General features: G+C 42.4%; 10 protein-coding genes. 6 read left to right on the forward strand and 4 right to left on the reverse strand.

All coding sequences use genetic code 11. From position 1 onward, the window contains the following. The first annotated feature begins 606 nt into the window (after positions 1–606). Together AB4140_RS05575 and deoD are read left to right on the forward strand one after the other, a co-directional pair. Entirely contained in the window at positions 607–1833 is a 1227-nt protein-coding gene (locus AB4140_RS05575) for a NupC/NupG family nucleoside CNT transporter (RefSeq protein ID WP_102520260.1), read from the forward strand. A gap of 56 nt (positions 1834–1889) precedes the next feature. After that, complete coding sequence (deoD, locus tag AB4140_RS05580; RefSeq protein WP_102436360.1) at positions 1890–2600, forward strand: purine-nucleoside phosphorylase; 711 nt, start codon at positions 1890–1892, stop codon at positions 2598–2600. 174 nt (positions 2601–2774) lie between these two features. Here deoD and AB4140_RS05585 read toward each other — a convergent pair whose 3' ends face one another. After that, positions 2775–3026 carry a hypothetical protein gene (locus tag AB4140_RS05585; RefSeq protein WP_102475883.1) on the reverse strand — a complete coding sequence of 84 codons (252 nt, stop codon included), beginning with the start codon at positions 3024–3026 and terminating at the stop codon, positions 2775–2777. Positions 3027–3571: 545 nt separating this feature from the next. On the opposite strand from AB4140_RS05585, the gene AB4140_RS05590 reads away from it, so the two are divergent. Continuing rightward, complete coding sequence (locus AB4140_RS05590; protein ID WP_102436358.1) at positions 3572–5350, forward strand: sodium:solute symporter family transporter; 1779 nt, start codon at positions 3572–3574, stop codon at positions 5348–5350. A 299-nt stretch (positions 5351–5649) separates the two neighbouring features. Further along, complete coding sequence (locus AB4140_RS05595) at positions 5650–6084, forward strand: hypothetical protein (protein ID WP_102436356.1); 435 nt, start codon at positions 5650–5652, stop codon at positions 6082–6084. A gap of 170 nt (positions 6085–6254) precedes the next feature. Here AB4140_RS05595 and AB4140_RS05600 read toward each other — a convergent pair whose 3' ends face one another. From AB4140_RS05600 to AB4140_RS05610, 3 genes are all read right to left on the reverse strand, one after another. After that, positions 6255–7325 carry a polysaccharide lyase family 7 protein gene (locus AB4140_RS05600; RefSeq protein WP_102436354.1) on the reverse strand — a complete coding sequence of 357 codons (1071 nt, stop codon included), beginning with the start codon at positions 7323–7325 and terminating at the stop codon, positions 6255–6257. Between the two features lie 74 nt (positions 7326–7399). Continuing rightward, the gene (locus AB4140_RS05605) at positions 7400–8650 is read right to left on the reverse strand and encodes an alginate lyase family protein (protein WP_102475882.1); all 1251 of its coding nucleotides are present in this window, start codon (positions 8648–8650) and stop codon (positions 7400–7402) included. Positions 8651–8995: 345 nt separating this feature from the next. Then, on the reverse strand, positions 8996–9955 hold the full coding sequence (locus AB4140_RS05610) for a polysaccharide lyase family 7 protein (protein ID WP_102436352.1): 960 nt from the start codon (positions 9953–9955) through the stop codon (positions 8996–8998). Positions 9956–10238: 283 nt separating this feature from the next. On the opposite strand from AB4140_RS05610, the gene AB4140_RS05615 reads away from it, so the two are divergent. Continuing rightward, on the forward strand, positions 10239–11798 hold the full coding sequence (locus AB4140_RS05615; protein ID WP_102436350.1) for a polysaccharide lyase 6 family protein: 1560 nt from the start codon (positions 10239–10241) through the stop codon (positions 11796–11798). Positions 11799–11848: 50 nt separating this feature from the next. Then, positions 11849–13468, forward strand: a complete 1620-nt coding sequence (locus AB4140_RS05620; protein ID WP_102436348.1) for a chondroitinase-B domain-containing protein — start codon at positions 11849–11851, stop codon at positions 13466–13468. Positions 13469–13496: the final 28 nt, after the last annotated feature.

Consider the following 13496-nt stretch of genomic DNA (forward strand, 5'->3'; position numbering starts at 1 on the left):
CGGTACGGTATTATCTGGGCAATGTTTCAGTTTTATGGTCTAGAAGCCTGCTTGTGGATCTCTGCGGCCTTTGTTGCTATTGCAGCAGGGCTATCGACCAAGTTACCTGTGACCAAACTGAATACGAACTGATTTATCGTTACAGTTACCGCAGTGCTATTTAATGGTCATTCTAAATAAAAAGCCCGTTTAACGGGCTTTTTCATCTTCATCTATCTTATTTGAATCATTGTTCTTGTTTGAGTACTTCGAAAGTGAAGCATTTTGGGGCTAATTTTTAACGTTTTTTAGTGTTGTAAAATTACTTAATTGTAATAATTTGATCGGATAAAGTGACATTTTATTCTGTTTGAAATCACGCCGCTATTGATTCAGTTGGTCACCCTTGTGAGGATGATGTTGGTGATGTTTTTAAGTTGTAATTTGATTGCTGCCTGTCTGCTCCTTGTGAAAGCGCTATTTAGGCTTTGTGTTGTTATTTATAAGGCGTTGTCAGGCTTTTAATCGTCTAATAAAAATAATCATCCCGACTGGTATCTATTGCTTGAGTCCGTGCCATTGCTCGCTAAACTGCTCGTATCGTAGAGTTTAGTGAGTTAAAAATGTATGGATGTTTTCATCAGTTTACTAGGCATGTGTGCCTTGATTGGTTTAGCTGTTTTACTGTCAGAACGAAGAAAGGCTATTAACCTAAGAACGGTTATCGGTGCGTTAGCATTCCAAGTCGCCTTTGGTGCATTTGTAATGTACGTGCCAATGGGTCAAACCATATTGGATAGCGCTTCTAATGGCGTGATGCACGTTATTAGCTACGGCAATGAAGGCTTAAGCTTCGTGTTTGGTGACTTAGCCAAATTCAGTGTTGGATTCATCTTCTTAATTAACGTGTTATTTATTGTGGTATTTATTAGCTCGCTCATCGCCGTGCTGTATTACCTTGGCATCATGCAGCTGTTTATTGGCATTATTGGCGGCGCATTATCAAAAATACTTGGCACTAGCCGCGCTGAGTCCTTATCGGCAACCGCCAATATTTTTGTGGGACCGATTGAAGCCCCTTCAATGGTGCGTCCTTTTGTAAAACACATGACCCGCTCAGAGCTATTTGCAGTGATGACTGGCGGTTTAGCCTCTGTTGCTGGTGGCACCATGATTGGTTATATCCAAATGGGTGTTGATATTAAGTACGTGCTGACCGCTGCCTTTATGACTGCACCAGCAGGACTGTTGTTTGCCAAAATTATGTGGCCAGAAACTGAAACGCCTCGTAATGACATTGGTAAGGTCATGGATGAGCAAGAAGACAAACCGAGCAATGTACTTGATGCTGCCGCCAATGGCGCAGCGATGGGCATGCAACAGGTGATGATGGTTGCTGCGCTACTGATTGCATTTGTGGGATTGATTGCAATGGTTAACGGTCTTATCGGTGGCGTAGGTAGTTGGTTTGGTATTGCAGATCTAACGCTACAAGCCATCTTAGGTTACTTATTAGCGCCACTTGCATGGTTAATGGGTGTGCCTTGGTCTGAAGCGACCCAAGCGGCTTCATTTATCGGCCAAAAAATGGTGATTAATGAGTTTGTTGCCTATCTCGACTTCTTAAAAGTGGCTTCAGAGCTGTCGCCAAAAACCCAAATTATTATCAGTTTTGCCCTTTGTGGCTTCGCTAACATTGGCTCACTCGCCATGGTGATTGGCGGTTTAGCGGCATTGTGCCCAGAGCGTCGTCATGACCTAGGTGAAATTGGCATGAAAGCCTTAATTGCCGCTGCACTAGCAAACTTAATGAGCGGTACTATTGCCGGTTTATTATTTAGCTTAGCCGGCTAATAACCTTAATTTTTTACGCCTGCTTATCAGTAGCAGGCTTTTTATTGGAGTAACACATGACCCCACATATTAATGCCCCAGAAGGTGCTTTTGCTAAGACAGTTTTAATGCCTGGCGACCCTCTACGTGCTAAATATATTGCTGAAAACTTCCTTGATAACCCTAAGCTAGTGACTGATGTTCGTAACATGCTGGGTTATACCGGTGAGTTTCAAGGTAAGCCGATTTCAGTGATGGGTTCTGGTATGGGCATTCCGTCAATCTCTATCTATGCTAAAGAGTTGATCACCGAATACGGCGTTGAGAACATTATCCGTATCGGTTCTTGTGGCGCTGTGAGCGATAAAATTAAATTGATGGATGTGGTTATGGCAATGGGTGCAAGCACAGACTCAGCGGTTAACCGTTCGCGCTTTGCTAATACCGATTTTGCTATGATTGCTGACTTTAACATGTTGCGTTTAGCGGCTGATGCAGCTGAAAAACAAGGTGCAAGTTACCATGTCGGTAACCTATATTCTTCTGACTTATTTTATAGTGCAGATGAAGAACGTTACGACCTAATGGAAAAGTACGGCATCTTAGGCGTTGAAATGGAAGCCGCTGGGCTTTACGGCGTCGCTGCGGAATACGGCGCTAATGCATTAGCAATGATGACAGTGACCGATCATTTAAGACAAGGTTTACACTTGAGCGCTGAAGAGCGTCAACAGACCTTGAATGACATGATCAAGCTGACATTAGAAGCGGTAAGCCATTTAGACTAATGATGATAAGTGCTTACCTGGATGTAAACGCTAGGTGAGACTGCTTGTTAGTATGAAACCGTTATGCCACCCAATACCTTATGGTAATGGGCGGCATTTTTTATGGGCTTTATCAGCAGCGGGTCGATTAGCTTGTTAAGCGATGACTTGAATAACGCAGCGACTTAATAGACTTTATTTCATGGTTACCTTGCCGCCAATCATCTTAAAGGCAGGGGTACCACGAACCAAGGTGTCTCTAGCAAAAGTGCTTTCACATTGCGGACATATACATGGGCTGGTGGTGTAATCATTTACAATGCGCTCTTTAAAGCATTTTACTAATGCGCCTTTGCCCCCTTTGCGGTACTTAAAAAGTTGGGTTTTACATTTGCCACAGAAGATATCGACAGTGCGACTAGGGCCTTTAGGGTTGGGTTTTGCCATTAAAGTCTCATTCAGTAAGGTTAGCGACATCTTTTAAGCTGCTAATTGAGAAAGTGGGCAACGCACTTAGGTGCTATTTTAATGCTTGTTGCTGTCACTTACTATGAGTGCAGTGCTGTCAAACTTTTTGAATATTAATTAAGTGTATTTTACACACATAACAGCTTTTTGAGGTGGTTTGAAAGTGACTTTGTTTAATCTTCGTGAGTGAAATCTCTCTCTAAATAGTTAATAAATACTACAATTGGGTGGTTGTGGTGAAAGAGTAACTACTCTTAACTGTCATAATGTAATAATTATTTGTGTTTTTTCTTTAAGATAAAATGTGTGAACTCACTCACTTAAACTTGATATACTCCTGTTTTTTATCGTTTTATTTTATTTTTGGTTTTTGTTGAAAATGAATCTAAATCATAAAATGCGACTGCAAATAAAATAGCCGAATAACTATTATGTGTTTGATCACACATTTGCTATATTGTAGTACAATTAAATGGGGCTTTTAGATTATAGTCAACTCAAGCGTATTAGATTAAGGTTGAACAATGGAACTTAACACGATTGTTGTCGGAATATATTTCTTATTCCTGATTGGTATTGGTTGGATGTTTAGAACGTTCACTAACAATACAAGTGATTACTTCCGTGGCGGCGGAAACATGCTGTGGTGGATGGTTGGTGCATCGGCGTTTATGACGCAGTTTAGTGCTTGGACCTTTACCGGTGCTGCAGGTAAAGCGTACACCGACGGTTTTGCCGTCGCAATATTGTTCTTAGCCAATGCCTTTGGCTACCTGATGAACTACCTCTACTTCGCTCCTAAATTCCGCCAACTTCGCGTTGTTACCGTAATTGAAGCCATTAGAATGCGCTTCGGTAAAGTTAACGAGCAAGTGTTTACTTGGACTGGCATGCCAAACAGCGTTATTACCGCGGGTATTTGGTTAAATGGTTTGGCTATTATTGCCTCTGGCATCTTTGGCTTTGACATGACCACCACCATTATCCTAACGGGTCTTGTGGTATTAGTGATGTCAGTGACTGGTGGTTCTTGGGCGGTTATCGCCTCAGACTTCTTGCAAATGCTGGTGATTATGGCCGTAACCGTTACTTGTGCGGTAGTGGCAATTATTCAAGGTGGTGGCGTAAATAACATCATTGAAAACTTCCCAACTGAGTCATTCATTGTTGGTAACGACATGAACTACTTGAGCATCTTTGCTATGTGGGGTGTGTTTATCTTCTTAAAGCAGTTCAGTATTACCAATAACATGCTGAACTCATACCGTTACCTTGCTGCAAAAGACTCTAAAAATGCCCGTAAAGCAGCATTGTTAGCGTGTATTTTAATGACCATGGGCCCATTAATTTGGTTCATGCCAAGCTGGTTTATAGCTGGTGAAGGGGTTAACTTGGCACTGGCTTACCCAGATGCAGCTGGCAAAGCCTCTGATTTTGCTTACCTTTACTTTGTAGAAACTTACATGCCTGCAGGTATGGTTGGGTTATTGATTGCGGCCATGTTTGCAGCAACCATGTCTTCTATGGATTCTGGTCTGAATAAGAACTCAGGTATTTTTGTTAAAAACTTCTATGAGCCGATTGTTCGCCCAACAGCGAACGAGAAAGAGCTAGTGGTGGTTTCTAAGCTAACCTCTACTTTCTTTGGTGTTGCGATTATCTTGGTGGCATTGTTTATCAACTCGCTCAAAGGGTTAAGCTTATTCGATACCATGATGTACGTGGGCGCCTTGATTGGTTTCCCGATGACTATCCCTGCTTTCTGTGGCTTCTTTATTAAGAAAACGCCGGACTGGGCTGGTTGGGGTACCTTAGTTGTCGGTGGTTTTGTTTCATTCTTTGTGGGCTTTATTATTACCCCAGAAATGATAGAAACTGCGTTTAACTTAGACAATCAGTTAACCTCTCGTGAGTGGTCAGAGCTTGTGGTTGCCATTGGTTTAGTGGGTCACTTAGTGTTTACTGCTGGCTTCTTCGTGGCATCAACATTGTTCTACAAGCCATTAACTGCAGAGCGTCAAAAAGATGTAGATAAATTCTTCGAGAACCTTGATACACCGTTGATTTCAGAAGGTGAAGAGCAGCAGAAATTAGATAACAAGCAACGTAAAATGCTCGGTTCACTGATTTCGGTGGCAGGTATTGGGATCATGTCGATGTTCTTCATTCCTAACGAAATGACCGGACGCTTTATCTTTATCTTGTGTGGCGGCATTGTACTTACCGTGGGTCTAGTGTTGATTAAAGCGGTAGACGACAAGATTGAAGATGCAGCCCTTGAGGCAGAAGCAAGCAATAGCTAAGCTTTAAATATGGTTAGATTGAACCGTTAACTCAGTTCCCTACAAAATGTTGACCATGAAAACCACCTAGTTATCTAGGTGGTTTTTTTTTGGCTATTTGCCAATGGGAAATTGAGTATTTCAAACTTGGTTTGCTGATTTAAAAAGATTAACGTTGTAATTAGAAGTGAGTGTTGGCCATTAAGCCTACTCGTTATTTCGATTTCGATTTTGATTTGCTAGAGTACTTATTAATCAATAGCTTTGCTGAATGTACAGTCATTGGCTGGCTATAAACGTTATGTTCTAAAGGGATTTAGATGCAAAGAAATAATTTACTTATTGTTGCTGCGTACTTAAGCTTTTTCGCTGCGTTATTACACATCGGCTGTATTTTCGGCGGGCCGGATTGGTACCGTTTTTTCGGTGCTGGAGAGGGGATGGCGCAGATGGCTGCAGCTGGTGACTCATACCCAACGATAGTCACGCTTATCATCGCTGCTATTCTAGCGGGCTGGGGCTTTTACGCCCTATCTGGCGCAGGGGTTATCTTCAAGCTTCCTCTATTAAAAACCTGCTTAGTCTTAATCTCCGCAGTGTATTTAGTGCGCGGTATTGCAGGGTTAATTGTACCGTTTTTCACATCCGATCCCCTGGTGCACCAAAACTCGCTAACATTTTGGGTTGTCAGTTCTGTCATTTGTTGTATTTTCGGTGCTTATTACCTGCTGGGCACAATAAGGTTATGGCGATAGGTTTTTAGTTATCAAACTTCGTTTGCAGTTTAAAAAATCAAGATCTCAAGCTCGAAATTAACGATAAATGCTAGCTAATGAGTGTTATTTTTAGCCAAAAAAAGCCAGCTTGTCGCTGGCTTTTTTTGGCTTGTAGCTGGCTTAGTTACTGACTTAAATGACCCACAACACTACTGTTTCAAGTTCAGCTTATAAAAACTCACTTGGGTGTAATCTCCTGCGGCGACGCCGTTGTTAGTGCATCCCGTGCCCCAAACTGGGTGCGCAGTACCTTGATTACATTGGTTATAAGCACCGGCTTTAAAGTACATGTTGTCGCTGCCATAACCTTGGTCAATGGGGTGACCTGGGTAAGGCTGACTTAAATCGGTTTTAAATACCTTGGTTTGGGCGGCATCGGTACCAGGATTTTTGACAAAGGTTAGCGTCATCAAGCTGCCGACAACATTGACGTCATAGCTAAATAGCTCCCCTAGCTTGATGCCATCAACAGGATCGTCACTTTGCTTGGTTAACGTATCGCTGCCCCAAATTGGAATAGGGATATCGTAGCGTTGGTCTATATCTGCTGGGTAAACTTCATAGTTCCAAAACAGTGAACCATATTCATGGTTTGGCATTTTGCGGTAGTAAATTTTAAGTGGTTCAACTTTACTTGATCCATGAATTTGGCCAACCACCACCGAGTGGGATGGGAATTTACTGTCATCGCCACTAACACTAACCCAATCAACCGCAACGGTGGCACTTAACTGGCCGCCGATAGCGCCATAAGCTTGCTTGTTAGGGTGAGTATCAATGACAAAGTTATTGCTTGGGTGCTTGGGGTTGACCTTGGTCCCTTCACCATTGAGCATGATCCGCAGTTCAGAGCGGGCATTGGCGCTGTTTTTAGTAGTGGGTGCTGTGTTAGGTGATGCCATTACCATGGCGCCAGTTTCAGGGTGGCTGTAAAACCAAAAGTGGTTAGTGTACGGGCGCACGCTATCGTTAAGTTCATCCACTTCAATTTCCATTACTTGACCTTGGCGCGCAGGGCGATGATCAGGAATAGGCAGATTGATTTTCATTTGCGATAAATCAAAATTTTGCGCAGGTGCCAGCGTCGGGCTTAATGCTTGGCTGAGTTTGGCTTTGTAGGCTTGCTGCTGAGTGGCTAAGTCTGTGGCGGCATAGGCGCTTGAACAAAGCCCTATTGTCATCGCTGTAGCAATGGTAGTTTTTATTAAACGGTGTGGCATCTTGCCTCCTGTTTGACACTATAAATAACACACCCAGTAGCGTTTGCGACTGGGTGTTAGGATTTTATTAATGATTATTGCTTGTGATAAAGCAGCTCAATGTCACGCTGCTCCCACACTTCGGCTAAGTTCTTTTTAACGCTGAACTGGCTAAAGTCGGTGTCTTTGGCAAGCTTTATCCACTCAGGTTTATTCAGTGACTCACCGGCTTTTAAGTAGATGCTAGTCATGCGCTCAACGCGGCGACGGTCATCTTTTTGTGAGTAAGGCCATTTCACTGCGGGATCATGGTAGTTGGCCATTAACTGGATACCTTGAGCCATCGAGCCGCCTTTGTCGTTTTCATAGTTCCACAAATCAACCCCGACTTTTTCACCGAGTTCAGCAATGCCCACTAATGGCACAATACTGAAATAGTGATAATGGTAGGCACGAGTACGCTCAATCTCATGGGGTTGTGAGCCGTCAGCTTCAAACTGGGTATCAACCCGCATTTTTCCTTTTTGCACCATCTGTTTAGTCAGGTGATCATTACCAATAAAGTAAGCGATGCTGGCCACTTGGAAGTCATACCAAGTGCCATGGTTATTAGCCGCTGCCGCCTCACCTTTAGGGCCGCCAGACAGATCATCAACAATTAGCCAATCTAAGTACTCGCTGTACCACTGCTTAATTTGCTGCTCATCTTGTTCAGTCCAATGCTTTGATTGCGACAAAATAGCAATGGCATCTAGCATTCTGTCGGCAAGGGTGCGGGTATCAATAATACCGCCTCGACGTCCTTCTGCTCTGCCGGGAACCCCTTGACCGTAGTTGACGTTAGGGTTCATTTTAGTGGCTTCATTCAAGAACCATGTACGCACAAATTCGATGCCTTTTTTGGCATAGGCTTCATCTTGGCTAAAGTAATACGCTAAGGCGACCGCTCGGGTTGAGCGGGTAAAGTTACCAATGCGTCTAGAGTCAGTTTCTGTGGTTTTTGAGGCTGGGTTGGTTTTGCCATCGTGGCGGATCCACGGCAAACCATCAGCTTTGGTTTCATCTGGCCACCAATAAGGGCTGATACTCATGTAATCATGTTTGTCGCCACTTGGTGGAGTCATGCCTTTTTCAGCCACACTAAAAGGCGCTTGTTTCATGGCGATGTCGGCTTCTTCAAGCAAGCGTTCATAAGCTTGCTTCATTGAGGCGCTAGCATCTTTGCTTTGAAGGATGGTGCGATTTTGCTGCAAAACATCTTCATTTAAGAACACAAAATCGGCGGCTTGTACTTGGTGACTGAGTGCTAATGCACTTATAAGTAGTGCAATTGGGCGTAGGGTCATTTGGGTCACAATATCATCCTTCATAGAATTTGTTATAAAGATTAAATAATACAAATAGGGTAGTTGTCTAGCGGTTTCGATGCTGTGATCCAGATCTTATTGTATTGTGTTAATGGCAAACTATTGCGCCATTTGCTACTAACTTAGGTTTATTTGGTTTTTAATTAATGGTTTGAGTGTAATCTTATATGGCGTCAGCCACTGCTTATATAAGGTTTATAGTAAATAGTGCTGCTAACCCTTATTGTAAATTTGTCATACATTAATGCGGCGTTTGGGCTGAATGGAATTAACGCTTATAAGTTAATGGCAGCCTTATATTACGGCTGCCATTTACGTTTAACGCTACTGGTGCTGGATTGTGATCTTGTCAAATGACACTTCAAAAATCTGATTTTGGTAGTCTTCGTCAGGTTGGATTTGCGGATAAATTCCAGCTTTGAAGTAGTAAGTCTCCTCTAACCAAGCTTCTGTTAAGCTGTAATACTTACCGTCTTTTGCCAGTACAGGCTCGCCCCAAGCTAGGGTTCTTGCTGTGGTGGTATTATTGATCTCAGTGGTGATTGTTAATCCTTGCTGGTTGGCCACAATGTCATAGTGCCACTGAGTACCGGCATCCACTGTGCCTAGTTCAACACTGAACGACTGGCAGCTATCACAGCTGTCGTTATTAGGGGCAAAGCTATCGTTCAAAATGGCGCGGATTGGTTTGTTTGGTCCATCCCATTGCAGTTTAACCAGTGCTTGTTTTATTTGATAAGCGTGGATTTGGCCGACAATCACTTTAGGATCTTGGCCATTTATCTGTGGGTATTGCTCTATGCGCAGGCTGCTTGATAGTTGATGTTGTTGATTTATAGCCCAGTTTTGATTGCTGCTACTGCAAGGGTCTTGGGTTTGATAGTGATATAGCTCTCTTAATTCTGAACGTACATAAGATGAATTGATGGTAGTCGCGCCACTATCACCTAAGTTGACCTGAAAATACATGCGCTCATCACTGTCATCAACCCAGAAGTAGGGTTCGTTGGTGTCGTTTGATAGTCGAGTTTTACCGCTACAATCAGCTGGAATTAGCTCTGCGGCAGAGTCGCCACCCGTGCCGTAGTAATCATCTTTACTCACAGGTAGGGTGAGTTTCCATTGATCTATGTTCCAGCTGCAACTTTCACATTCTTCGGGCGGAACCGTTTCTTCAGGTGGAACCGTTTCTTCAGGTGGAACCGTTTCTGAACTGCCACCTCCGCAAGCAATTAGCATAAAAATAACACTGGTTAAAAGCGGCACTGATGTCTTTTTAGTCATTTTTTATCCAAATCCCCTCTAATTAATAAATAATACAATAGATCCAGTGCTTTTTGATTGCTATTATCCGAACCATAAATGTGACCCGCGTCAAAAAACAAGATTAACGTTTTTTGACTTAAATGGTCAAGTTTTTTAAGTTGCTGTTTTTTATGGTTTATATTGTTTAATTTTGATTGTTGCACTTTTGATGATAAAAAAGTTTAAAAAAGTTTGCGCAATATCACAGATATGATGCGACAAAAATAAAACAATAACATAATACAAATAAGGGGACGGTTTAATGAAGATTAGCTTAATTGCAGGTTTAGTTACGTTAAGTTTACTGGGCGGATGTGCCACCGAAAACTATTCAAAAGTTGATGAGGGTACACAGACTAATAAGGTCGCAATAGACAATATTGTTGCTCACGAAAAAGCAGTGATTACTTCAGGCTCAATCAAGGCCATTGATAGCGCAGCGTTAAAAAGCAAGCTGGCTTCACTTGCTGATGGGGAAGAGTTAATTCTTGAACCGGGCAAATATGCTGATTTAGGTCGTCTCGATATCACCGCGAGTAACGTTGTTATTAAAGCAAAAGTACCAGGGCAAACTTGGTTTACCGGCTTAGTGCAGCTAAACCTTGTGGGTAACAATATTACCCTCGATGGTGTGGTCTTTACCGAAGGTGGCCCTGCTGAGCGTATGGGCGGCATCACTTTCCGCGGTAATAACAACACTCTACAAAACTCGATGTTTTACTTCTTCAATGATAAATACGCTTATCAGCCAGATTCTAAGCGTGATGAATATCCAAAGTATTTATGGTTATCGCTTTACGGCAAAAACAATCAATTATTGAACAACACCTTCGAAGGTAAGCATAAACGCGGCACCTTGATAGGTATTCAGAAAGCTAAAGGTGACGAAACTGCAGATAACCATGTAATTAAAGGTAATTTGTTTTATGACCAAAAGCATAACCAGTATGAAGAGTTCGATATTAGCGATGCGATCCGTTACAACTCAAATAGCTGGGAAGCCATTCGTGTCGGCGATTCAAAAAGCTCAATCTATCCATCAAAAACTACCATTGAAGGTAACCTATTTTACGAGTGTGATGGTGAAACAGAGTTAGTGTCATTTAAGTCAGCTGGCAACGTGCTACGTGGTAACACCATTATTAACAGCGCTTCAATGGTGTCATTGCGTCACGGTATCAACAATGTGGTTGAAGACAATGTCATCCTTGGTAATGGCAAACGTTACTCAGGTGGTATTCGCTTATATGACGAAGGCCATATTATTCGTAACAACTACATTGAGCGAGTCATGGGTACCGGCAATGTCCGTGGTGGCATCGCCATTAATACCGGCATTACCGATGTGCAACAAGGTGAGCGATTAAGCCAAGACGTCAAAGGTAAAGGCTTAAACAAACAAGCGACGCCAAACAAGGTGTTAATCGAAAACAACACTGTTATTAACTCGCGTCAAAACGTCTTATATTCAGACAAAAAACACCGCGTAAGCCTCTATGACAATCAAAAAGTATCGACGGTATTTGCTGGTGTCGATATGACCTTTAATAACAACTTATCTTACGCAGCAGTGAAAAAGTCTTTAGCCCTAAAAGGTAATGATGAAGTAGCTAAGCTGGTTAACCCTACCTATAACAACGAAGTCTATTTTGGTCCTATTCAAGCCGTGAATCTACCAGCAGAAGGTATTAGCACTGCTGAGCCAAAGCTTATTGTTGCACCGAATGGTTTGCTTGAAGCGGCAGATTTAGATGTGGGCGCGAAGGGCTTAAAAGTACTGACCATGGCAGATGTTGGTGCCAGTTACACAATCCAAAAGTAATGCAAAAAAGAATTCGATTAAAATAATAAACTTAGAAAAAAGGAAGTTGTATGAAACTTAATAAATTATCGTTATTTATTAGTGCTGTTTTCGCTGTAACAACGCTATCTGCCTGTGATTTTTATGATAAGCCGATAACTGAAGATCCAACAGACCCTACTGATCCAACAGATCCAACCGACCCAATTGAACCGGTAGGCGATTTAGTCCCTGATTTGGTATTTAGTGATGCTGATTTGAGCACTCTTAAAGCGGCTATTGACGGCGCGACTGACGTTAATGAAGATGGTCAAATCGTTATCTTATTAGATAATACTGCCAGCTTTAGCGGTTTAAGCAATTTAGTCTTAGACAGTGAAACCCCATTAGTATTATTAGGTGGTGAACCGACTTATGATGGCCTAGAAGGCTCTGAATATGGCGCGGCGGCACAAATTACAGGTGGCGAAGGTTGTGTGGTTATCTCTGCTGATAACATTCAGTTACGTAACATTACTTTTAAAGACGTTACTCCAATCTGTAAAGACAGTTCAACCACCACCCTAATCAACGTAGGTACTTCATCATCAATGGGTGAGGCTTATGAAACCGTTGAGAGTAAGCCTGCTGGCGTGGTGTTATCACAACTGACCATTGATGGTGAAAACCTTGCATCAAATGGCCAGGATGATCCATTAGATTGGATTATGGTGCGCGGTGAAGGCACTCAAATCATCTATAACGCCTTCACTAACAAACCGACAGAAGAAGGCTCTTTCATTACTGTTCAAGGTACGAGTTCATCACATAAAGATGTGGTTATTAGTCACAACCATTTCAGCAACTTAGCCCTTGATAACCCTTTTAGCGGCACCAATGACGTGTTTGCGATTCGTTTAGGCACTTCAAGCTCATCTAAAACAGACTATGTGACCAATACACTCATCAGCGACAATCTATTTACTGACGTAAATGCATCACGCCGGATGATCTATGTGCGTTTAAGTAGTAACACTATTGAAAATAACACTTTTATTAGCAGCAATGGCTTTGTGTCATTAGAAGGTGGTGAAAACAACACTGTAGCTAGCAATATTATGATCAACGATGGCTCAGGTGAAGATGATGGTAAGTACGAAGCGGGTATTCGTATTATCTCTAAAGGCCACACAGTGACTAATAACTATGTCTACAACAATAGCCGTTCTAAAACCGGTAATGAAGTGGGCGCTATTTCAGTACTAGATGAAGAAATCGATGCTGGCGTAACGCTCAAAGCCCCATCAACAGTTGCTAACAACACGATTGTGAGTGCCAAACAAGGTTTCATCTTTGGTAAATCTGGTGCATGTACCGATGACTCAGTGGTTAATCTTACCGACAACCTAGTGGCAAACGGTGTTGACGGTGTTGATTCTAGTGACAAGGGTGTACGTGATGACTGCTTACTTGGTGAAGGTTCTACTTGGTCTGGCAACATGTTTGCGGTAACCACGTTATCAAGCAATGGTAACTACGAAGAAGTGACAGGAGAGCGTGAAAACTTAGGTAATGGCACTGCTGAATTAACAGAATCTGCTGAAGATTCAAAATTATTCCTTGCAACTCCAGAAGGTAATGTTGCTGGTAAAGGCGCAACAGGCTTAGTGATCCTTACTGAAGCAGAGGTTGGCCCAGAGTCAGCTGAATAAGCTCGCGTTATTAACTGGATTTGATTAA

It is taken from the genome of Shewanella sp. 10N.286.51.B2, from assembly GCF_041469265.1.
GTDB lineage: Bacteria > Pseudomonadota > Gammaproteobacteria > Enterobacterales > Shewanellaceae > Shewanella.